Raw genomic sequence first — 23067 nt, 5'->3', positions numbered from 1 at the left:
GCCCGGGGCGACAGGATGTGGGCCGATCTCGCCGCATACCGGCGCCTTGTTCGCCCCCTGTATCGGACGCCTTCACTCCGGCGATACCTGGCCCTTCCCCGGTGCTGATTCCTCTTGGAACACTCCACTGACCCCCCAATCCTCACACCCAAGAGGTCCCCACACCCATGGCTGAACTCAATCGGCGGCGCTTCCTCCAGATCGCCGGCGCGACCGCGGCCTTCTCAGCCTTGTCCAGCAGCATCGACCGGGCCGCCGCCATCCCCGCGCGGCGCCGCACCGGCACGATCGAGGACATCGAGCACATCGTCGTGCTCATGCAGGAGAACCGATCCTTCGATCACTACTTCGGCTCGCTCAAGGGCGTCCGCGGGTTCGGCGACCCGCGCCCGGTGACGCTGCCCAGCGGCAAGCCGGTCTGGTACCAGCGGGACGGTGCCAAGGAGGTGCTGCCCTACCGTCCGGACGCCGAGGACCTCGGCCTGCAGTTCATCGCCGGGCTCAACCACGACTGGTCCGGCGGGCACAAGGCGTGGAACAACGGCCGGTACGACAACTGGATCCCGGCCAAGTCCGTCGGCACGATGGCGTACCTGACGCGCGAGGACATCCCGTTCCACTACGCGCTCGCCGACGCGTTCACCGTGTGCGACGCCTACCACTGCTCGTTCATCGGGGCCACCGACCCCAACCGCTACTACCTGTGGACCGGCCACACCGGCAACGACGGCAAGGGCGGCGGCCCCGTCCTCGGCAACGAGGAGGCCGGGTACGACTGGACGACGTACCCGGAGCGGCTGGAGAAGGCCGGGATCTCGTGGAAGATCTACCAGGACCGGGGCGACGGCCTGGACAAGGCCGGCTCCTGGGGCTGGATCAACGACGCCTACCGCGGCAACTACGGCGACAACTCCCTGCTCTACTTCAACAACTACCGCAACGCCAAGCCCGGCGAGCCGCTCTACGAGAAGGCGCGCACCGGCACGGACGTCAAGAACGGCGACGGCTACTTCGACATCCTCAAGGCGGACGTCCAGGCGGGCAGGCTTCCGCAGATCTCCTGGATCGCGGCCCCCGAGGCGTTCTCGGAGCACCCCAACTGGCCCGTCAACTACGGCGCCTGGTACATAGCCGGGGTGCTCGACGCCCTCACCTCCAACCCCGAGGTGTGGAGCAGGACGGCGCTCTTCATCACCTACGACGAGAACGACGGCTACTTCGACCACGTCCTGCCGCCCTTCCCCCCGGCCTCCGCCGACCGGGGCCTGTCCACCGTGGACACCAGGCTCGACCACTTCGGCGGCAACATCCACTACGCCGCCGGTCCCTACGGCCTCGGCCAGCGCGTCCCCATGATCGTCGTGTCCCCGTGGAGCACGGGCGGCTTCGTCTGCTCCGAGACCCTCGACCACACCTCCGTCATCCGGTTCATGGAGCACCGCTTCGGGGTCGCCGAGCCCAACATCTCGCCCTGGCGGCGGGCCATCTGCGGCGACCTCACCTCGGCGTTCGACTTCGACCAGCGGCAGAACCGGCCCGCCCGCCTCCCGGACACCGACGACTACGAGCCCAAGGACCGCGAGCGGCACCCCGACTACGTGCCCAAGCCGCCCGCCACCCCCTCCCTGCCCAAGCAGGAGAAGGGCTCCAGGCCCACCCGCCCGCTGCGCTACGAGCCGCTGACGGACGCCGCGGTGACGCCCTCGACCGGGCGCATCACGCTGACCTTCAGCGGCGGCGAGAAGGCCGGTGCCTGCTTCACCGTCACCTCCGCCAACCGCACCGACGGACCGTGGACGTACACCGCCGAGGCCGGGAAGAAGATCTCCGACACCTGGAACACGGCCTATTCGAAGGGCACGTACGACCTGTCCGTGTTCGGCCCGAACGGCTTCCTGCGCACCTTCCAGGGCTCCGGCCGCACCGCGGGCCCCGAGGTCGTCGCCCGGCACCTGGCCCACGGCGGCCGCGTCGAGCTGACCATGACCAACAACGGCGGCAAGGACTGCCACCTGACGGTCACCGACGCCTACAGCGGGAAGCGCGAGACGTTCACGGTGCACCCGGGGCGGCCCGTGGTGCACACGGTGGATCTGCGCCACAGCAAGCGCTGGTACGACCTGTCCGTGGTGTCCGATTCGGACGGTTCCTTCCTGCGCCGGTTCGCCGGTCACGTCGAGACCGGTGAGCCCGGAGTGAGCGATCCGGCCATTCTCACCGGCTGAGCCGACGGCCTCCGGAATCCGGCCTCCGGGCCATCGGGCCGCCCCGCCGAACCGGCGGGGCGGCCTTTTCCGTACGCTGTGAAGCAATCGTTTTCAGCCAGGCCCGAAAGAGCCGCCAATTCCCCGCTCAATCACGGGAATTGGCGGCGTCGGGCAGGTAAATGGTGACAGCACCCATTGGTGCGGGGTGCCCAATTTGCCGTTGTTCAAAGGGGTTTGGATTTACGCAGGGGCGTTGCGTATGTCACACCTGCGCCCGGGAGTTGAACCGGGCGCGTCAAACCTGACAGGGTTTTGGACCACCCGGAGTGGATCTTCCGCTTCGGGTGTGCCGACGTCGGCTGTGCCGGCGGCGACATGCATTCCCCCCCCCCACAACCTCACGAGGAGGAACCCTCGTTATGGCAACTCACAAGCGCGCCGGCAAGCGGCGGCTCGTACTGGCGATATCCGCCGCGACGGCCGTCACCGCCGGAGCCACCCTGCTGGCTCTGCCCGCCGGCGCCGCGGGCCCCGCGGAGGGCACCGTCTACGGCATGGACGCCAAGGGCGCCGTGGACGGCAGCTACATCGTCCTGCTGAAGGACGGCAAGAACGGCTCCGGCGTCCACTCCGCGGCCGCCACGGGCAAGAACCTGGCCGAGCGGTACGGCGGCAAGGTCAACCGCACGTACGACTCCGCCGTGCACGGCTTCTCCGCCAGCGGGCTCGACCGCACCGGGGCGAAGCGCCTCGCCGCGGACCCGTCCGTCGCCATGGTCGTGCAGAACCACCGCTTCACCGTCAACGCCACCCAGGAGGCCCCACCCTCCTGGGGGCTGGACCGGATCGACCAGACCGAGACCAAGGGCGACGGCAAGTACACCTACCCGGACGGCGCGGGTGAGGGTGTGACCGCGTACGTCATCGACACCGGCGTACGCATCAGCCACAAGGACTTCGGCGGCCGCGCCGCCTACGGCTTCAACGCCGTCGACAACAACGACAACGCCGACGACGGCAACGGCCACGGCACGCACGTGGCGGGCACCATCGCCGGCACGGCGCACGGCGTGGCCAAGAAGGCCAAGATCGTGGCTGTCCGGGTGCTGGACGCCCAGGGCTCGGGCTCCACCGAGCAGGTCGTGGCGGGCATCGACTGGGTCACCAAGAACCACAAGGGCCCCTCCGTCGCCAATATGAGCCTCGGCGGCGGCGTGGACGAGGCGCTGGACGCCGCGGTGCGCAAGGCCATCGCCTCGGGCGTCACCTTCGCCGTTGCCGCGGGCAACGAGTCCACGGACGCCGGGAACGGCTCCCCGGCCCGGGTGAAGGAAGCGATCACCGTCGCCTCCAGCACCAAGGACGACAAGCAGTCCGACTTCTCGAACTTCGGCAGCGTCGTCGACCTCTACGCCCCCGGCTCGGACATCACGTCCGACTGGAACGACAGCGACTCGGGCACCAAGACCATCTCGGGTACGTCCATGGCCACCCCGCACGTCACGGGTGCCGCCGCGCTCTACCTCGGCGGTCACAAGGACGCCACGCCGGATCAGGTCGCGAACGCCCTGACCCAGGGCGCCACCGCGGACAAGATCGCCAACCCCGGTGCGGGGACGCCCAACAAGCTGCTGAAGGTCGTCCAGTAGCCGTCCGCACTCCGGGTTCCTGACTCGGATTCCAAGGTCCACCGGTTCGGCCGGTCGTCGTTCCCCACCCCCACGGGGCGCGACGGCCGGCCGTTCTGTATTTCGCTCCCTGTTTCACCCCGATTGGCCTGTCCGGCGGCCCGGGATGTGACGCCCGGCACAATTTCCGGAAATGTGACGCGGGTCATCCAATCAATCCCCCGGGGGTGTCACGGTGCAATGGAAAGACCTGGTGCAAATCGTTCCGATTGCGCCCGTGAGCTGGGAAGCTTGCGAATTCCGCAAAGGAGTGTTCAGGTTTATTGGGCATTGCGCCGGCTTGCGTACCGCATTGTCGGAGGCTGAAGTGCCGGCTGAAAGAGAAAAGAGTGCGGACTGATCAGTGCCATGGAAATGGCCGGTTTCGCCCCGGCAACGGGCCGGTCACGTTTCGGGTTGCAGAGTTGCGCCCGGTGACCCTGTCCGCTGATCATGACCGCCTCGTTAGGTAAGCCTTGCCTTCGTAAGGGTTGCGTTTGGAGAATCCCGTGTCTGCTGTGTCGTCGGAGTCGTCGTTGACCGTCGTGCCCCCAATGTCCTCATCCCGTCCGTCCCTGGCCATGGTGGGCACCGGCGCCCGCCACGCCCGCCGCCCGATGGGTCTCTTCGACTCCTGGGGGACGGTGTCCGCTGGCGCCCTGGCGCTGATCGCCGCCTGGGCCGGTACCGTGTGGATCTCCCTGCACGTCGTGGCGGACCCGACCCTGCACACGGCCGCCCTCTTCGTGCACCTCGCCAGCCTGGTGCTCGGCTTCGGAGGGGTGCTCGTGGCCGACTACTACGGCCTGCTGTGGATGACGGGCCGCTGCACCCTCCGCGAGGCGCTCGGCGCCGCGGGCCGCCTGCACCTGCCCATCTGGGCCGGTCTCGCAGGTCTGGTCGCCAGCGGCATCTTCCTCCACCCGAACCCGTCCTCGCCCATCACCCAGACCAAGCTGGTGCTGGTGCTCCTCCTCAGCCTCAACGGCCTCCAGGCGGGCATGCTGAACAAGCGCATGGCCCAGCAGGGCTCGACCGAGCCGGCGCGGCGCTTCCTGGTCTGGGGCGGAGCGACGGCCGCCGTCTCGCAGATCTGCTGGTGGGGCGCCGTCATCATCGGGTTTGTCAATACTCAGTCGCACTGACGGCTCCGCTTCCCGGAACCTCCCCCGAGCGCCGGGCGGAATGGATCTTCCAGTCCGCCCGGCGCTCGTTGTTTCCCTGCGGAGATGAATTCCGGTCCGGCCGCCCCTCGCGCTTTCCGGGAAAGAGAGATGCGCCTCACTTCTCGCGGTGCATTCTTTGCGAAAAGAATGCAAAATCCTGGTGGGTCCTGCGTTGCCCATGGCGCACGAGCGGCTCGGTCCAGCGCGCGGCGAGCGGGCCGACGACGACCAGAATGAGCACATAGGCCGTGGCCAGCGGGCCGATGTCCGGCTGAACCCCCACGACCAGGCTCGCGATGACCACGGAGAACTCGCCGCGGGCGACCAGCGCGCCGCCCGCACGCCAGCGCCCGGCCGCGCCGGCCCCGGCGCGCCGCGCGGCGTACCAGCCCGTGGCGATCTTCGTCAGTGTGGTGACGGCGGCGAGCAGCAGGGCCGGAGCCAGGACCGGAGGGATGTCCGCGGGATCGGTGCTCAGCCCGAAGAAGAGGAAGAAGACGGCGGCGAAGAGGTCCCGCAGCGGCGACAGCAGCCTGCGGGCGCCGTCGGCCACCTCGTCCGACAGGGCGATGCCGATGAGGAAGGCACCCACCGCCGCCGAGACGTGCAGTTCCTGGGTGATCCCCGCGACCGAGAGGGTCAGCCCGAGGACGACGAGCAGCAGCATCTCGGGGTTGTCGGACGAGACGGCACGGCTGATGACGTGGCCGTGGCGCACGGCGACGTACAGGGCGCAGCCGACGGTGGCGACGGCCACCAGCAGGGTGAGACCGCTCCCGACCAGGCCGGGGCCGGTCAGCAGGCCGGTGAGCACGGGCAGGTAGACGGCCATGGCCAGGTCCTCGATGACCAGCACGCCGAGGACGGCGGGGGTCTCCTCGTGGCCGAGACGGCCGAAGTCGGCCAGCAGCTTGGCGATGACACCCGACGACGACACCCAGGTGACGCCGGCCAGGGCTACCGCGGCCAGGACTCCCCACCCGAGGAGCCAGGCCGCGACGGCGCCCGGCACGGCGTTGAGTATGAAGTCCACGGCCCCGGAGGGATATTGCGTCCTCAGATTGGAGAGCAGCTCCGAGGCGCTGTACTCCAGGCCCAGGAGCAGCAGCAGGAGGACGACGCCGATGTCGGCTCCGGTGGAGACGAACCCCGCGCTGGCGCTGAGGGGACGTATGCCGCCATTGCCGAAGGCGAGCCCGGCGAGGAGGTAGAGGGGGATGGGGGAGAAGCCGATCCACCCGGCGAGGCGGCTGAGGAGCCCCAGGGCGAGGATGATGGCACCGAGTTCGATGAGCAGCGTCGTGGTGTCGTGCATGGCGGCTGTCCTCCGGCGGTCAAGTCGGCCGATCAGGTGACGTCGGGTGGTGACGACGGCATGCGGAAAGCGCGTTCGGCGGCCGGGGCTCGTTCACCCGGTGGCCGCGGGGACCAGTGGTGCATTGACGGTGGTGCATTGACGTGGCGGAGGAGGGGCCGGAGTGCTCGCTTCGCCCGGTGGGGCGGGGGCCGAGCCCTTGCCGGAGGTCAGCCGGGAACGCTCGGATCGGGAACGCTGTTGCGTGCGCGAGCGTGAATGCGCGGCGACCGGGGGAGGTATGGGGACCGGGATGCGTGCGGGGTGGTGGTGATGGACGGCCTCATGGCACGCCGGCCCGGCTCCATCACACGCTCCCCCCATCGCTGCGGCGTCCGGGGACGCCGTCGGGTTCTTCGTGAGAGACGCTGACACATCATCAATTCATGCAGGCTTCGGCTGCTCGGCGGCTGCCGCTCATTGGATAGAGGTCAGCGCTCGTTGGAGCATCTTACTGGAGCAGACAATAGGGTTATCGCGTTTCTCGGCACCGGGTCGGCTCAATCGGGCACGGCCGGCCCTTCAGCCGGCGCAGCTCAGCGCATCAGGGCACCGCCGTTGACGTCGTAAGTGGCGCCGGTGACGAACGAGTCCGCCGAGGCCAGGAAGACGGCCACCCCGGCGACCTCCTCCTTGGCCGCGAGCGCTACATCTCGCTGCGCCGGGCCGACGTCGACAAGCGCTTCCCGGAACTGCTCGACGCGCTCCTGGAGGCGGCGCGGGCCGAGAGCAGGTGAGCATCGGAGTCCCGGCGGGGTGCAAGAATTCGCGGTTTGCGCAACCGGTAAAGTGTGGATGCTTGTTGATGCGGTCTGGTCTGGTTACGCCTAGTCTGTGACGGTATTGCCGGGTGTTGTGGCAACCGCAGGACGATGTGGTCGAGGGGTGAGTGCCAAGGTGTTGACGCGTCGTCATGGACGTGCGAGTGCCGGTGTGGCCGTGCTCTGCGCGCTGGGAGTCGCGCTGTCCGGCTGCGGCGGAGGGAAGTCGGACGGCGCCAAGCCGTCGGCCTCCGCGCAGGCAGAAGGCAAGGGGCAAGGGCAGAGCCAGAGCCCGGGCAAGAACCAGGGCCAGGGGCAGGGCAAGGGCCGGGATCCGCTGCCCGGACTGCCGACCGCGGCCGATGCCCGCAAGCAGCTGGCCGCCCTGAAGGTGGACAAGCCGCACTCCATGAGCGGCTACAGCCGCGCCAAGTTCCCCCACTGGGCCCAGCAGGGAAACAAGTGCGACACCCGCGAAGTCGTCCTCGAGCGCGACGGACAGGGAGTGAAGCGGGACGCGGAGTGCCGGGCCGTCTCCGGGACCTGGCGCAGTCCGTACGACAACAAGGCCCTCGACGCCGCCTCCCAGGCGGACATCGACCACGTCGTGCCGCTGGCCAACGCCTGGCGCTCCGGCGCCGACACGTGGGACAACGAGCGCCGCAAGGCGTTCGCCAACGACCTGACGCACCCGCAGCTGCTCACGGTCTCCGCGGCCTCGAACCGGGCCAAGGGCGATCAGTCCCCCGACCAGTGGCAGCCGCCGGAGCACGCCTTTTGGTGCACCTACGGCCGGGCGTGGACCTCGGTGAAGTCCACCTACGGCCTCACCGTCACCAGTGAGGAACAGGGCATGCTCGGCAAGATGCTGGATACGTGCACCTCATGAACAGAGAAACCGCGGAACACTGCCAGGACGACGTGACCGCCGGCCCCGGCGGGGCGATGACCGACGACGTCGGGGTCATCACCGGTGACCTGACCGTCCTCACCGCCCGCCGCCCCGACGGCCTGGCCGAAGTACGCGTCCAGTACACGGGCGCCGAGGAGTGGTACATCCTCACCGGCAGCCCCCGCACGATCCCGCCCGGGGGCATCCAGGCCCTCCACGCGGCGGTCGTGGCCGCCGTCCGGCTCGGCGGCGGGGCGGAAGTGCCGCGCTAGGTCAGGGGTGGACGTAGGGCCGGGTCATGATCTCCATGTTGTGGCCGTCCGGGTCCTCGAAGTACGCGCCGCGACCGCCGAACAGACGGTTGATCCGACCGGGTTCGCTGTGGTGGGGGTCGGCGTAGTAAGTGACCCCCACCGCTTCCAGGCGGGCAACTCCGGTTCGGCCATACCGTTACGAGACGGCTGTCGGCGCGGCATCACCAATGACGGCCCTCGGGGAGCGCGGACAGCTCCGGTGCGGACAGGTGCAGCACCTCGTACCGCTCGGTGGCGTCCTCCTCCTCGGGCACCGTCCGCTCCCACAGCACGAAGCGCATCAGCTGCCAGCCGCGCGGATCGACGGCGAGCGCGGCGGTGTGCACACCCTCGCGCCCGGCCAGTGCGCGCAGTTCGTCGATCTCCCGCTGTACGAGAGCGGTGACGTCCATGCCGTTGGGGTCGGAGTCGACCGGGATATGGGTCAGGCGGCGGGAGGCAGCCTTTGGGGTCGTGCTCCGGGACGGGCCCCGCTCGCTCGCCACGCCGGTCCAGTGGTGGACGGCCGGGCGCCCGAAGTTGGCGATGATCCGCTGGAAACCCCCGCCGCCGACCAGGAACTGAGCCATCTCGGCAACGTCGTTCCAGAGGTAGAAGGGCGCGTACTGGTTGACCGGCGAGCCGTTCACGCCGTACTCGCGGACGAGGTAGGCCTTCAGGCCCAGTCCGGCGCGGTCGTCGAGGATGTGCGCGGCATTGGCCACCCGCTGGCGGATGACCCGCATGTCGTAGTCGGCGGGCAAGGTGATTTCGTACTGCTTGGCATACATAACGATGCGGTGCCTCTCTGTGGGAACGCGTGTACATACTAGTAGGTACAGAAATGAATCGGGAAGTGGCGAGCCGTGCGGGGTGGGCGGGGGTCACGTTTGGTGTGGTGACTGCGGGGCTGATGGTGGAGGTGGTCTTCGCCTGGGCATGTCTGTGGCTCTGGGGGATGGCATTCCTCGAGCCCGACGACATCGGGGTCGACAGTCCTGCCCTCGCCGTCTTCGCGCTGCCGGTGCTGCTGCCCGCGCTGGCATTCGTGTGTCTGGTCCTCACCGCCGTCTTCGTTCTGCCGACGTCCCTGCTGGCGCGGTGGGCCGGTGCCAAGTGGGGCGGCGAGGGCGCGTGGTGGTGGGTGCCGCCCGCGGCCGTGCTGGTGACCGGGGCCGTGGTGGCCGGGACGGGGCTGGGCGCCGGGCTGGTGCGCGGCGGCGGGGGAGTGGCGGCGCCGGCGGTCTGCCTGTGGTGGTGGCTTGCGCTGGCCCTGCTGGCCGTCCCGGGCGGGCTGCTGGCCCGGCTGTCGAATCACCGCGCCGCGGAAGGCCGTCGGTTGCATGTGCGCAAGGTGCTGTTCGGCGGCTGCGGCGGCGTGATCGTCTTCTTCGTGGCGGCGGCGGTGGTGCTGGCCGCCGTGAAGTGGGCCGTTCATTGACGTGGGCGTCATGCCCACCCTGTCCCGATGCGAGCACGGGCCCGGTTTCCGGCGCAAGCGGTCCGGGCTCGTGCGACCATACGTCAAATAGCTCAGCCGAGTGAACTTTCAGTTCGTAGCCTTTTCTCTTCGTCGCGATGCGCGCATTCTTCGGCCAGAGACGGGGGTCGTCGTTCCGGCGACTGCCCAAACTTCTCCGGAAGGGTTGGGTCGGTTATGTCGACACTTAATGCAGCAATGGAAATCGCGCAGGATGATGTCTTTGACCTGGACGTCCGCGAGATCGGCGAAGTCGGGGCGGACAGCTCCGACTTCACTGCCTTCACCCTGTGTTGCACCGGTACCGGAACCGTTACCGTTCTCAGCATCGGCGGCATCTGCTGAAGGTTTCTCGAGCGGAATCCCGGGCGCCTCCCCACTGCGGGGAGGCGCCCTTCTTGCATGCCCGCCGCAGGGTCGCCTGCCTGTGCGACCATAGCGCAAATAGGTCAGGCGAGTGAACTTCCCGGTTGACGTCTTTCCTCTCCCGAAGGGCACGCGCATTCTGCGGACAAGGACGGGGCCGCCGAATCGGAGACCGTCAGAGCTTCCCCGAGAAGAGGAAGAATCCGCTATGTCAACTATCAATTCAGTTATCGAGCCGGTATGTGATGACGTCTTCGACCTGGATGTCCGCGAGATCGGTATGACCGCCTCGTCGGATGATCCGGCACAAACCGTCCTCGCCACCCTGTGCGAGCAGACGTGTATCACGTGCCCCGTCATCACCTGCCTCGTTTGCGGCGCGCGCGGCTAGTTCCGGTCCCGGACAGTGACGGGCGCCTTTCCTGCACAGGAAAGGCGCCTTTCCCGGGTCGACGGACGGCAGCGGAGGGGGGATGGGGCCATGGATGACAAGTGGAGCTTTACCTGCGCGGACTTCGCCCTGCTGCGGGCACCCGTCCGGCCGGTGGGGTGGGCCGACGGCCGCGGGGCCCCCGACGGCGCGTCGGCCGCCGACACCGAATCCCGGCCCGAGGACGAGGCCTGGCAGCTGACGAGACGCCTGCGGCGCCTGGCCGGCGATCCGCTGCTGTGCGAGGCGGTGGCGGTCTCCAGCGCCTCCCTGGCGCACAGCCTCGACCGGATCCAGGCCCCGGCCCACGGCGCCCCACCGCCCCTCGCGGACCTCGCACGGGTGGCCCGGGCCCTGGCCAAGTACCGGATGAGAATGTCCACCCGCTGCACCCCCTTCGGCCTCATGGCCGGAGTCTCCGCAGCGGAGTTCGCCGCCGATCCGGCCGAGGTGAAGGTGCGCTTGGGCACCGGGCACCGCCGGTTCGTACGCCCCGACCGCGAGTGGCTGACCGCGCTGGTGGCCGACTGGGAGCAGCACCCCGAAGTGCTGCCGCATCTGCGGGTGACCGTCAACAACCTCTGCTTCGTCCGCGGGGAGCGCCTGGTCGTGCCGTACGTCCCGGAGACCCGGGCGACGGACGCGAAGGACGGCCGCGCCCCTCGCGAGGTGACGGTCCGCCACACCGCTGCGGTCCGCGCCGCGCTGGAGCGGGCGCACACCCCGGTGCTCGCAGCCGAGCTGCAACAGAGCCTGTGCGCGGACTTCCCCGAGGCATCCCCGGCCACGGTCACGAAGCTACTGGTCCAGCTGGTGGCCAAGGACATCCTCCTCACCGATCTGCGCCCGCCGCTGGAAGAGACCGATCCGCTCGCCCACGTCCTGAGCAGGCTCGCCGACGTGCCCGAACAGGACGTTCCGGACCTGGGCCGGCTGCGGGCCGTCGGCCAGGACCTGTCCCGCTACGCGGCCACACCGCTGGGCCACGGGCGGGAAGCGTGGCGAACACTCACCGACCGGATGCGGCGGTTGAAGCCCGGCGACCAACTGGTGCAGGTGGACCTCGCACTCGACGCCGACGTACGGCTGCCGCGAGCCGTGGCCGAGGAAGCGGAGCGAGCGGCGCTGCTGCTGTGGCGGCTGGGGCCCCGGACACGGGTGCTGGGCAGCTATCACGGCGAGTTCCTGGAGCGTTATGGAGCGGGCCGGCTCGTTCCGGTGAAGGAACTGCTCGACCCCGACATCGGGCTGGGTGCACCCGCCGGATACCACCGGCCCCCCAGCCACCGCGGCCACCCCGCGGCGGAGCACCAGGACACGGAGCGCGACGCCGTACTGGCGACCCTCGCCCAGCACGCCGCCTTCTCCGGCGAACCCGAAGCGGTGCTGACCGACGACGCCGACGATCCGCTCGTGTCCCGGCTTGCGGCGGACGAGGGCACTCCGCCGGGCTCGGTGGACGTGTTCGGGCATCTGGTGGCCCCGTCCCTCCCCGCCCTCCAGGAAGGACGGTTCCGGTTCGTCGTGGTGGGTGGCCTGGGGCAGGCGGGAGCCGGCTTCGGACGGTTCGCCCATCTGCTGCCGGAGCCCGTCCCCGCCGCGCTGGCCGGCCTGGCACGCTCCACCGGCCCGCTCCGCCGACACGCGCTGCCCGCCCAGCTCACCTTTCAGGTGCCGCGCTCGCGCACCGCGAACGTGGCACAGGTGCCCCGGCTGCTCGACCACCTGCTGCCGGTCGCCGTTTTCGCCGACCGTGCGGCGGCGCACGTCCTCGACATCGACGACCTCGCCGTCGGTGCCGACACCCATCGGCTCTTCGTCGTGGACCGTGCCACCGGCCGGGAGGTCGTGCCGAGCGTCTTCCACGCCGTCGCCGCCCAGTGGAACATGCCCAACGCCGCCCGGCTCCTGCGCGAGATCCCCGACACGGGCACCCGCGGCTGGAGCCCGTGGACCTGGGGCGCCGCCGAGGCGATGCCCTTCCTGCCCCGGGTGCGGTACGGGCGCACCGTGCTGGCCCTGGCACGCTGGCGGCCCCCGGCCGCTCTGCGGGAGCGGCAGCTGCCGCACGCCGAGTGGACGGCCCGGTTCCGGGAGTGGCGCGATCGCTGGCGGGTGCCCGGACGGGCCTGGGTGAGCTACGCCGACAACCGCCTCGAACTGGACCTCGACGCACCGGAACACCTGTCCCTGCTGCGCCACGAGCTGGAGCGACGGCCGGGCACCGTACTGCACGAGCTGCCGGCGGACGTCCTTCCCGGCGAGGACGGCCGGACCGCACCCGACGGCCGCGAGGCAGGCTGGCTCACGGGACCCGAGGGCGTCCACCGCAGCGAACTGATCGTCTCCTTGACGGCCCGAAGGCCGGACGCCCCGACCACGCGAAACCGGGACGCACACACCGGCACGCCCGCCGCCGCGGCCCCCGCACCCGCGCGCCCTGCGCCCAGCGAGCACTTTCCGGGTGGCACCTGGCTCTACGCGGCCGTGTACTGCTCGGCCGAGCGCCAGGACGAGCTGCTGACCGACGAACTCCCGCGGCTGCTGGAAGCATCACCCACGAGCACGGACCGCTGGTTCTTCCTCCGCTACCGCGAGCACGACGAGCCGCACCTGCGCCTGCGCTGGCACGGACCGCCACACGCCCTCCGCGCCGAGTTCCTGCCGCTGCTGCACGACTGGGTCGCCGACCTGCGCGGCCGCGGCCTCGCCCGGCGGCTCGTCCTCGACACCTACGACCCCGAACTGGAACGCTACGGCGGCCCCGAGGCCATCGAAGCCGCCGAGCGGGCCTTCCACGCCGACAGTGTCGCTGTCGTGGAACAGCTGAGGCTGCTGCGTGCCGGTGTGCCGGACATCGACCGGGTCCTGCTGGCAGCTGCCAACTACGTGGACATCGCCCGCGCGTTCTGGCCGTACTCCGGATCTCCTGGCCCTGCTGCGGACGCGGAGCCGCTGTGGGCGGACTGGTTCCTGGAGGCATACCCCAAGGGCCCCGAGCACCCCGAGTTCCAGCGCAGGCGCCGCGAGGCCGTTGCACTCATCGCCCCCTGCGGCGACTGGCCGGGGCTGCGCACCCTACCGGGCGGCGAGCCCCTGCGGCAGACCTGGGCGCGACGCGCAGAGGCGCTGGCCGCCTACGGCAACACCCTGCGCACCCTGGGCGACCAGGCATGGGCGGCGCCGCCGACCGTCCTGGCCTCCCTCCTGCACATGCACCACAACCGCCTGGCCGGAGCCGACCCGGAGGCGGAACGGGCCTCGTACGCCGTCGCCCGAGGCGCCGTCCAGGCACACCGGGACCGCCGGAGGTGGCAGCGATGACGGCCGCACGAGAGACGGTCACGGGGGAGGCCCAAGTATCCCGCGAGCGGGCGGCGTGGATCGTGGACCGCGTCGCCGAGCGGCTCGCCGACCCCCAGGCCGTCGCGGCCACCGCCACCGCCCCGGCCAACGTGGACGAGATCCCCGGACGCGGACTCCGGACCCCCTGGGCCCCGCTCTCCCTCGGCGAGGGCCACCCGGGCGTCAGCCTGCTCTTCGCCGAGCTGTCACGCCACGACGCCCGGCACCGGACCACCGCGCACCGGCACCTGTCCGCCGCCGTCCGGGACCCGGCGGCGGGGGCCGGAACCGGCTTGTTCGGTGGCGCGCCCGGGCTCGCCTTCGCCGCGGCGGCCGCGCGGCACGGCCCGTCCGACTACGCCACCCTGCTCGACCGCGCCGACGAGGCAGTGCGGTCGCAGCTGCGGGCCGTCCTCTCCCTGGAGGACGAGCGCCTGCGCGAGGGACGTCCGGGCGTGGCCATGCGGCACTACGACCTCATCAGCGGAGCCGCCGGACTGGGCCGATATTTGTTGTTGTGCGCCTCCCGGCACCGGCAGGAGCTGGCCGACGCGCTCGGCTACCTGGTCCGGCTGACGGAACCGTTGCGCGTACACGGCCACGTCGTCCCCGGCTGGTGGGCGGAAGGGGCGCTGCCCGCCGGGAGCCCGGACACCGGCCGCCCTTCACGGGGCCACTTCAACCTGGGTCTGGCACACGGCATTCCGGGCGTCCTGGCACTGCTCTCGCTCGCCTGGGAGGCACAGGTGCGGGTGCCGGGACAGGGCGCGGCAATCGCCCGGATCGCCGAGTGGATCCTCAACTGCAGGGGGGAGGACGGGCAGTGGCCGGGCTCGGTCACCTTCGAGGAACACGTAACGGGGGAGGAGTGCCCAATGGCCGGCAGGCGTATCGCCTGGTGCTATGGAACGCCCGGGGTGGCGCGGGCGCTGTACCTGGCCGGGCGCGCCCTGTTCCGCACCGACTGGCGGCGGACCGCCGTGGACGCCCTGGCCGCGGCTCTGGCCGGCGTCCGCGGCAGCCAGGACTTCGCCGTCTGCCACGGCTGGGCCGGACTGCTGCACACCACCTGGCGGATGGCGTACGACAGCGGTGACGAACGGCTCGGCGCACTCCTGCCGAGGCTCGCCGCCCCCGTCCTCGCCGCCTACGACCCCGGCCTCCCCTTCGGATTCGCCTACGGCGCCCCGCACGTGCGCGTGGCCCCCGACCGGGCCGGATTCCTGGAGGGCGCCGCCGGGATCGCGCTCGCCCTGCACACCTACGCAACGGACGCGGCCCCGGCCACCGGCTGGGACGCGGCGCTCCTGCTGTCCTGAGTCCACTGGTCGGCCGGTCGGCCGGTCGGTCGGCCGTGAGAGGGGAACGGCAATATGAGGCTTGCTCCGCGGACGTTCGGCCGCGGGCCGGGACGGCACCGGGGCGGAGGACAGGGGCGAGGCCGCGCCACCCCGGAGAGCGCTTTCACCAGTGAGGAACTGCTGTTCGGCGGCCCGTTGCGCTACGACCTCGGGTTCAGCCGCCACGAACAGGACCTCTCGGCACTGTCGTTCCGGGCGATGGGACGGCGGCTGCCACGGCTCGTCGGCCGGAGCGTGCAGCTGGCCTGGACGGCGGACCGGACGGCGACCTTGGTCGTGGCCCTGGCCACGCTGGGGCAGGCGGTCAGCCGGGCGCTGGGGCTGTTCGCCACCAACCAGGTGCTGGTCTCCCTGTTCGCGGGCGGCCCGACGCCCGGCCGGGTCATGGCCGCACTGCCCTCCCTGCTGACCGTCGCCGCGACCACCGCCCTGGCCTCGTTCCTCACCTCGGTGTCCACTGCGGCGACCGGCTGTCTGGAACCCCAGGTGGAGCGGCTGGCAACGCTCGGATTCCTGCGCCACGCGGTGCGGGTCGAGCTGGCGGCGATCGAGGACGCCCGGTTCCACCGGCTGCTCGACTCCGCCCAGTACGCGACGACTTCGGCCCGCAGCATGATCGGCTACAGCGCTGCCGTGGTCACCGCCCTCGCCACCATGGCAGGGGCCACGGCGGTGCTCGCCTCCCTCCACCCGGCGCTGCTCCCGCTGCTCGTACTGATCACCGTGCCGAAGGCGTGGGGTGCGATCCGCACCGCGCGCCGCCGCTACCTGTCCGTACAGAGCTGGCTCGAGCACACGCGCGCCGGCCGCCTGGTCTCGGGCCTGCTCACCGAGCAGTCCGCGGCGCAGGAGGTACGGGTGCACGGAGCGGGCGGTTTCCTGCTGGAGCACTACGGACAGATGGCCACCGCCGCGGAGGCCGAGCAGACCCGCCTGGCCCGCCGGCAGGCCGTCACCGAACTCGCCTCCAACGCCCTGTCCGGGCTCGCCGTCGGCTGCACTTACCTCGCACTGGGCCTGCTGCTGACCGGCGGACACCTGCCGCTGGCCGTCGCCGGCACGGCCGTCCTGACCCTGCGGACCACCACCGGCAACCTCTCCACCCTCGTGCTCCAGGTCAACAACCTGTACAAGGAGGCCCTGTACCTCAAGGACCTGGACGCCCTGGGCACCGAGGCCGAGCGCCGCGCCATCCCCACGGGCGGCGCCGCTCCGGCCGACCGGCCCGAGCGGCTGCGGCTGGAGAAGGTGCGCTTCACCTACCCCGGGCAGCCGGTCCCGGCTCTGGACGGCGTGAGCCTGACCCTCCGCCGCGGGCAGGTCGTGGCCCTGGTCGGCGAGAACGGCTCGGGCAAGACGACCCTGGCCAAGCTGATCGCCGGGCTCTACACGCCCGACTCCGGATGCATCACCTGGGACGGCGTGGACGTCACCGAACTCGACCGCGAGCGGCTCTTCGAGCGTGTCGCCCTGGTCACCCAGGACTTCCAGCGCTGGCCGTTCACGGCCCGGGCCAACGTCGTCATCGGCCGTCCCGCGAGGACACCGGACGAGGAGGCCCTGCGCCGGGCCGCCGCGTACGCCGAGGTCGACACGATCGTCGAGGCATTGCCCCGAGGCTGGAGCACCCTGGTCCACCGCGCCTTCACCGGAGGTGTCGAACTCTCCGGTGGCCAGTGGCAGCGCCTTGGCCTGGCCCGCGCCCACTACCGCTCGGCCGCCCTCCTCATCTGCGACGAGCCGACATCCGCACTGGACCCCAAGGCCGAGATCGAGGCCTTCGACAGGATCCGGGGCCTGGCCGACGAGGGCCGCACGGTCGTCCTCATCACCCACCGCCTGGCCTCCGTCCGCCGGGCCGACCACATCTACGTGCTGAACGGCGGCCGTCTGATCGAGGACGGCACGCACGGCGAACTCCTCGGACGCGAGGGGCATTTCGCCCGGCTGTACCGGATGCAGGCGGAGCAGTACGCCACGGATGGGGCGGCTCGTCCGCAGTAGAGCGCGTGGTGGGGGAGGCCGGCTGACCACATGTTGCAAAGATCCCTTGCAAAGACACTTTGCAACTCCTAGAGTGGGTGCCATGGCACCCACTCCCCAGGAGATCACCGACGTCGAGGCCCTCAGGGTGCTCGCCCACCCCATGCGGCAGAAGATCGAGCAGTGCCTGCGCAAGGGCCCGGCCAACTCCGCGACGCTCGCGCGGGAACTCGGCGAGAGCACCGGACTGACCAGCTATCACCTGCGCCGGATGGCCGAGCACGGGTTCGTCGAGGAGGTGCCCGAGCTGGCCAAGGGCCGGGAGCGGTGGTGGCGGGCCGTGCCCGGCGACCGCAGGTATCCGCCGTACAGCCGGCAGACCCCCGAGATGCGGGAGGCGCTGACGGAGATGCACCGCCTGAACCTGGCCGAACTCGTCGAAGAAGCCAGGAGATTCGAGGATGCCCGCGACACCCTCGGCCCCTGGGCGGACGCCGCGATCTTCTCCCGCGCCACCCTGCGCCTGGACCCCGCCCGGCTCGCCGAGTTCTTCGAGGAGTACATCGCGCTGCTGCAGCGCTTCTCCGCACCGCAGCAGGACCCGGCGCCCGGTGCGCGCGCCGTCCTCGTCCGCCTGCTCGGCCTGCCCGAGACCGACTGAACCCGGGCCCGGGCCCGGGCCTCCCGGCACCGTCCTCCGGACGGACCCACAGACCTGTTGGGCACACGTGCAGAAGGGAGAGCGCTGCGTGCTGCTCTCGGCCAGACCTCTCATACGCCTGCTGATCCTCGCCCTGACGTGGGCCGCGGGCATCCTCTTCCTGCCGGCGACCGCCGCCCATGCCGACGGCGACGGCCTGGCCCGCGAAGAGGTCTCCTTCACCGGCGGCGGTGGCCTCACCCTGCACGGAACCGTCCTCGCCTCCGCAACGGCCCGGGGAGCACGGCCGGGCATCGTCCTCGTCGGCGGCTCGGGCCCCGGTCCCCGCAAGGAGTACCAGCAGGAGGCCGAAGCCTTCGCCCGCGCAGGTATCACGACGCTCGTCTACGACAAGCGCACGGTCGGATACTCCACGATGCACCGGGATTTCGGGCTGCTGGCCGACGACGCCCTGGCCGGGGCGCGGCTGCTGCGCGGCCGGACGGGCGTGGATGCGCGGCACGTCGGCCTGTGGGGATTCAGCGAAGGCGGCTGGGTGGCGCCGCTGGCCGCAGCCCGCTCCTCCGACGTCGCCTTCGTCATCACCATCGGGGGATCCGGACACTCTTCGCTGCGCACCCAGGCATGGAACCTCGCCACCCACTTGCGGCACCGCGGCATCACCGGATCCTTCCCGGCCACCGTCGCCGGACCGGCAGCCCAACTCACCGCCTCAATGGGCGCATTCCCCGCGGCGGACTACGACCCACTGCCCGTCCTGGAACGCCTGCGGCACACACCGGTGCTGGCCTTGTGGGGTCAGTACGACATGCAGGTGCCGCCGCAGGAAAGCGCACAGATCTTTCAGCACGCCCTCGCCGAGGCCGGCAACGAGCACGCCGTCATCGGCTTTGTCGTCGGCGCCGCACACAACGGTCACCGCACGTCCGACGGATTCGACCGGAGAGGAGGCCCCCTCTACCACGGCAAGCCCCTGGGCGCTCTTGCCCCCGGCTATGCCGGCACCATGACCTCGTGGGTGAGCGAGGTCGCCACCGATCACCCGCCCGCCTCCCACGCGGCCCCGGCACCGCCCCAAGCGGTCACGAGCACACCCGTCTCCGGCGGGCGGTACACATGGCTCGCCCCCGCGCTGCTTCTCCTGGGCTTCGCCGCGCATCCGGCGATCGGGGCAGTACGACGGATCGGCGGGCGCCCGCGGACCCGTACGACACGCACCGCGATCCTGTTGCGCTGGCTGACCGGACTGGGCATCGCCGCAGTGGCCGGTGCACTGCTCTGCCCGCTCGCGGTCTTCGTCGCGGGCGACGCAACGGCCGCACCTGTGGTGGCAGGACGCCCGGCAGCCTGGCTGCTGTTGCAGGGACTCGCCGTCGGGGTGCTCGTGCTGGCGGTCATCACGGCGGCGACGTCCTGGCGCGAGCGACACGCACTGGGCCGGACCCTGCGCTTCCGGACGCTGCCGGCCATGACGACGACGGCGGGCTTTGTGCTCTGGGCGGTGTGGTGGGGGCTGCTGCGCGCCTGACCAAGCACGCTACTCGCCCGGATGGGCGAAGTTCGCCTGTTCGGGTGAAGGGGAAACGATTCCCGTCTTCCTCCGCGCGTGGTGTCGGCGAGGCCCGAGCATGCTCCTGTTCAGGTGGACGCCCACGGGAAGAAGGAAACCCCATGCCTCTGACGACCCAGAACGTGGAGCAGGAACTCGAGCTCGCCAACCAGGCCGGTGATCCGCCGGCCGACCAGCTGGTGTCCGACCTGATCGACAACAAGGAGGTGGACGGGGTCAACGCCCTCTTCCGGACCATCGGCACCCTCAAGCCCGGCCAGGACCACTCGAACCTGCCGCCGCGGCTGGCGGACTTCCTGAAGGAGGCCGAGGCGCCGCCGCCGGGCTGGACGGACGCGGACTCCACGGCCGTGGAGGGCTTCTTCCGCCACCACCACGGCGAGGCGTCCATGCTGCAGGGCACCGTCGGCCTGATCGGCACCTATCTGTCCCCGACCGGGGCGTTCACCCTGCGCTCGACCGGCCGCCTCGGCGGGGTCGAGGGCCCCGGTCGGCGCTTGTCGCAGTCCTCGCGGCTGTTCCTCGACATGGGAAACGACAACGCCACGCGGGACGGGACCCTCGCGGCGAACGTCACCAAGGTCCGCCTGGTCCACGCCTCGGTACGCCAGCTCCACAAGAAGAGCGGCGTGTGGGATTACGCCAAGTGGGGCGAGCCGGTCCCGCAGAAGTACACCACCGGCGCCATCTGTGTGTTCAGCGTGCAGATCCTCGAGGCCATGAAGAACCTCGGCATCGACGTCTCGAAGGAAGACGCCAACGGCTTCATGCGCGCCTGGTACTATGTCAACCACTACCTCGGCACCCCGGAGAGGTGGATGGTCTCCAAGGACGCCGACGAGACCACGCGCCTGTGGAAGCAGGTGCGCGACAACGAGTGGAAGAAGACCGACGACGGCGTCTTCATGACCAAGCAGGCCCTCGACTTCTACAAGAAGTTCTACCCCGGGCCGGTCCATGACGCGTTCGTCGCGATGGTCCGCCACGCGCTCACCGACAAGTACGCCGACATGGCCGGACTGCCCAAGAGCGTCCTCGACCTCGCCGCCCAGCCGCTCGCCACCGGCCACGGCCTGGTCAGCGGCATCGGCGGCGGACTCCTGGGCGGCAGTGCCGAGAAGGTCACCGGCGTCAACCCCTACAAGGAGATCATCGGCATCGCCTCCAAGGCGTACAACGAGATCGAGCGCTACGCACTCACCCACGACCAGGACGACCAGCCCCAGATGCACCAGGAACTGGGCGACAACCGCTGAATTCCTGGCCTCTTGCCGCGCGCCGCGCGCCGCGCGCCGACCCGACGTACCCGGCGGCCCGGCCGGCTTCTCTCACGGTCCTCCGATCGGGGGCCAAGGCCACCCACGAAGAGTCAGACGTGGGGGAGGGGAGTGGTGATGCTCCCTGCGCCCCCGTGCGCCGGGTGCGGGCCCTGGACCCGCCGACCCGTTCCCGGCACGGTGGACCGTGAGAGCACCACTCAATCCGATCGATTCGCACCCTCAGTCCGTTCGATCCCGTTCAATCCCGCTCAATTCCATCGGTCATGGAGGCGGCGTGATCCACATCAGTGAAACCCTGGTGCTGCAGACCATCGAGGACTTCCTCACCGCCGATGAGCTGTCCCAGCTCCGCAAAGTGATGGCGGAGGAACGACACGTCGGCGGCTGGACGCCGCGCTACCAGGCCGAAGTCATCCCGGCCCCGGCCACGGCGCAGGACATCCTGCGGCAGGCCACCGAGCGGGTCTTGCCTGCCATCCGCCGGGCCATGCCCTCCGTCAGGAGCGCCGCGCCCTGGGGGTACACCGAACTCGCGACCGGCCAGCAGGTGCCCACCCACCTGGACGGCATCCCGGAGCCCTCGGTGACACCGCGCCGCATCGGTCGCATCCGTGTGGTACTTGAAGAGGCGGACGAGGGAGGCGAGTTCTACGTCGAGACGACATCCGGGGATTCGGTGTGGACGGGCGAACTCGTAGGTGAAGCGGAGGGCTTTGTGCCGGGCACGGCCTTGACCCAGCGGCTTCCGCACGCCCCCGGCCCCGACACCCACCGGCACGACTCCGAGCCCGCCTGGCTGCGGGAGACACGCCGCACCCGGTGGACCACCTCGGCCGGAGCGGGAGTGGCCGTCGCCTACGGCGCCCAGGCCATCCACGGAGTGCTGCCGGTGCGCGCCGGGTGTGTCCGGAAGTTCGTCACCGACCTGCTGGACACCGAAGGAGACTGAAACCAGGAGCCGAGCGGTGGCCGGTGGCACGCGGTCGGCCGACGACGGCGTGCGAGCACAGTGAGGCCCGGTGCAGTACCGCGTCATCAGCGCTGCGGGCGCCATTCGAAGAGCAGGATGGTCAGGTCGTCCCGCAGCTGGTTGCGCTGATAGTCGAGGATGGCGTGGATGAGCAGCCGCAGAACTTCGGCCGGGCGCTGCCCGGCAGCGGAGGAGCGGATGATGAAGTCGGTGAACCGCTCGAGGCCGAACTCCGCACCGTCCGTGTCGCGGGCTTCCACGACACCGTCGGTGTAGAGCAGGACGGAGTCGCCCGGTTCCAGTGTCGTCTCGTGGACCTGCCGGACTGCCGGGGCGAGTTGGTCGGCCAGGCCGATCGGCGGCTGCGGTGGGCTGTCCAGCGCTCCGTCGAGCACCCGCTCGCCACGGATCAGCAGCGGCGGCGGGTGACCGCAGTTCACCCAGCGCAGCACCCCGGTGAGCGCGTCGAGCCGGCACAGCACACCGGTGCAGAAATGGTCGGGCAGCCACTCGGCGAGCGCCTGGTCGACGGAGCCGACGACGTCGGCCAGGTCGCCACCGCCGCGGCGGGCGTTCCGCGCCGCCGCCATGGCGACCGACGTGGTCAGGCCGGAGGCCAGATCGTGGCCCATGGAGTCGAGGATCATGGTGTTCAGCACGTCCTTGATCACCGAGTGGTCGAAGGCGTCGCCGGCGACGTCGTACGCCGGTTCCAGGACCGCAGTCGAGACGCACCTGCTGCTGCCGATGGTGTGGGACGGCAGGAAGGCCCGCAGCATCTCGGTGGGCAGCCGCATGGTCGAGGTACGGGTGCGGGCGGCGAGCCAGTCGCTGTAAGCGCGCTTGGACGTGATCAGCATGGCGAACAGATAGGCCAGCATCCGGCTGCGCCGCATCCGCACCCCGTCGAGCGAAGCGGTCCGCACCGCCAGCACGCCCAGCCGCTCCGCACCGTCGACCAGAGGCATCCAGACGATCACGTCGTCGGCGGCGTCGTCCACCCGCGGGGTGACCGTGCGGTACGCCCAGCCGGCCGACGAGCGGTCCACCGGCAGTGGCTCCAAGGCCTCGTCGAGTGGGATGAGCAGCTGTTGCTGCAGGTCGACGAGGTAGATCAGCGCGGCGCCCAGACCGAGGGCCGAGGCGCACCGGTTAGCCAGGTCGGGCAGTTCGACCGGCAGGGCCGTCTGCGCCTCGATGATCAGCTCTTCCAGCCGATTCTCGTCGACGTCGGTATCGGGACCGGTGGGTGCGCGCGGTGGGTCCGGCACGGGCATCACC

Annotated in this window: 17 protein-coding genes and 1 pseudogene; 14 read left to right on the top strand and 4 right to left on the bottom strand. The window is 70.6% G+C overall.

Going from position 1 to position 23067, the window contains the following annotated elements; all coding sequences use genetic code 11:
• The first annotated feature begins 167 nt into the window (after positions 1 to 167).
• From AC1Z4A_RS00390 to AC1Z4A_RS00380, 3 genes are all read left to right on the top strand, one after another.
• Complete coding sequence (locus AC1Z4A_RS00390) at positions 168 to 2225, top strand: phosphocholine-specific phospholipase C (protein WP_483675785.1); 2058 nt, start codon at positions 168 to 170, stop codon at positions 2223 to 2225.
• 401 nt (positions 2226 to 2626) lie between these two features.
• Positions 2627 to 3856 carry a S8 family peptidase gene (locus AC1Z4A_RS00385; RefSeq protein WP_483675784.1) on the top strand — a complete coding sequence of 410 codons (1230 nt, stop codon included), beginning with the start codon at positions 2627 to 2629 and terminating at the stop codon, positions 3854 to 3856.
• Positions 3857 to 4428: 572 nt separating this feature from the next.
• Positions 4429 to 5019 carry a hypothetical protein gene (locus tag AC1Z4A_RS00380; protein WP_483675783.1) on the top strand — a complete coding sequence of 197 codons (591 nt, stop codon included), beginning with the start codon at positions 4429 to 4431 and terminating at the stop codon, positions 5017 to 5019.
• A gap of 136 nt (positions 5020 to 5155) precedes the next feature.
• On the opposite strand, the gene AC1Z4A_RS00375 is transcribed toward AC1Z4A_RS00380, so the two are convergent.
• Positions 5156 to 6355 (bottom strand): cation:proton antiporter, encoded by a 1200-nt coding sequence (locus AC1Z4A_RS00375; RefSeq protein WP_483675782.1) that lies wholly within the window; start codon positions 6353 to 6355, stop codon positions 5156 to 5158.
• Positions 6356 to 7333: 978 nt separating this feature from the next.
• Between AC1Z4A_RS00375 and AC1Z4A_RS00370 the strand changes: the two genes are divergently transcribed.
• A complete protein-coding gene (locus AC1Z4A_RS00370) occupies positions 7334 to 8044 on the top strand; it encodes an HNH endonuclease family protein (RefSeq protein WP_483683459.1) in 711 nt (236 codons plus the stop codon).
• Positions 8041 to 8319 carry a hypothetical protein gene (locus AC1Z4A_RS00365; protein WP_483675781.1) on the top strand — a complete coding sequence of 93 codons (279 nt, stop codon included), beginning with the start codon at positions 8041 to 8043 and terminating at the stop codon, positions 8317 to 8319. The genes AC1Z4A_RS00370 and AC1Z4A_RS00365 overlap by 4 nt, the downstream gene beginning before the upstream one ends.
• Before the next feature lies 1 nt (position 8320).
• Here AC1Z4A_RS00365 and AC1Z4A_RS00360 read toward each other — a convergent pair.
• Positions 8321 to 8479, bottom strand: a pseudogene (locus AC1Z4A_RS00360) (VOC family protein); the annotation flags it as partial.
• Between the two features lie 43 nt (positions 8480 to 8522).
• Positions 8523 to 9131, bottom strand: coding sequence for a DUF4865 family protein (locus tag AC1Z4A_RS00355; RefSeq protein ID WP_483675780.1), 609 nt, complete (start codon positions 9129 to 9131; stop codon positions 8523 to 8525).
• Between the two features lie 107 nt (positions 9132 to 9238).
• Between AC1Z4A_RS00355 and AC1Z4A_RS00350 the strand changes: the two genes are divergently transcribed.
• From AC1Z4A_RS00350 to AC1Z4A_RS00310, 9 genes are all read left to right on the top strand, one after another.
• Positions 9239 to 9781, top strand: coding sequence for a hypothetical protein (locus tag AC1Z4A_RS00350; protein ID WP_483675779.1), 543 nt, complete (start codon positions 9239 to 9241; stop codon positions 9779 to 9781).
• 237 nt (positions 9782 to 10018) lie between these two features.
• Positions 10019 to 10165: a hypothetical protein gene (locus AC1Z4A_RS00345; RefSeq protein WP_483675778.1), complete on the top strand. Its 147-nt coding sequence runs from the start codon at positions 10019 to 10021 to the stop codon at positions 10163 to 10165.
• 502 nt (positions 10166 to 10667) lie between these two features.
• A complete protein-coding gene (locus AC1Z4A_RS00340) occupies positions 10668 to 13940 on the top strand; it encodes a lantibiotic dehydratase (protein WP_483675777.1) in 3273 nt (1090 codons plus the stop codon).
• Entirely contained in the window at positions 13937 to 15280 is a 1344-nt protein-coding gene (locus AC1Z4A_RS00335; protein WP_483675776.1) for a lanthionine synthetase C family protein, read from the top strand. Before AC1Z4A_RS00340 ends, AC1Z4A_RS00335 begins: the two co-directional genes overlap by 4 nt.
• Before the next feature lie 54 nt (positions 15281 to 15334).
• A complete protein-coding gene (locus tag AC1Z4A_RS00330; protein WP_483675775.1) occupies positions 15335 to 17326 on the top strand; it encodes an ABC transporter ATP-binding protein in 1992 nt (663 codons plus the stop codon).
• Between the two features lie 82 nt (positions 17327 to 17408).
• Positions 17409 to 17966 carry an ArsR/SmtB family transcription factor gene (locus tag AC1Z4A_RS00325; protein WP_483675774.1) on the top strand — a complete coding sequence of 186 codons (558 nt, stop codon included), beginning with the start codon at positions 17409 to 17411 and terminating at the stop codon, positions 17964 to 17966.
• An 88-nt stretch (positions 17967 to 18054) separates the two neighbouring features.
• Complete coding sequence (locus AC1Z4A_RS00320) at positions 18055 to 19494, top strand: alpha/beta hydrolase family protein (RefSeq protein WP_483675773.1); 1440 nt, start codon at positions 18055 to 18057, stop codon at positions 19492 to 19494.
• 143 nt (positions 19495 to 19637) lie between these two features.
• On the top strand, positions 19638 to 20792 hold the full coding sequence (locus AC1Z4A_RS00315) for an oxygenase MpaB family protein (RefSeq protein ID WP_483675772.1): 1155 nt from the start codon (positions 19638 to 19640) through the stop codon (positions 20790 to 20792).
• Positions 20793 to 21090: 298 nt separating this feature from the next.
• A complete protein-coding gene (locus AC1Z4A_RS00310; protein ID WP_483675771.1) occupies positions 21091 to 21765 on the top strand; it encodes a hypothetical protein in 675 nt (224 codons plus the stop codon).
• An 86-nt stretch (positions 21766 to 21851) separates the two neighbouring features.
• On the opposite strand, the gene AC1Z4A_RS00305 is transcribed toward AC1Z4A_RS00310, so the two are convergent.
• On the bottom strand, positions 21852 to 23063 hold the full coding sequence (locus AC1Z4A_RS00305; RefSeq protein WP_483675770.1) for a PP2C family protein-serine/threonine phosphatase: 1212 nt from the start codon (positions 23061 to 23063) through the stop codon (positions 21852 to 21854).
• Positions 23064 to 23067: the final 4 nt, after the last annotated feature.

This window comes from Streptomyces sp. 17_S59 (assembly GCF_056930295.1).
The sequence above is the reverse complement of the archived record's forward strand: the minus strand, read 5'-3'. Positions and strand labels throughout refer to the sequence as shown.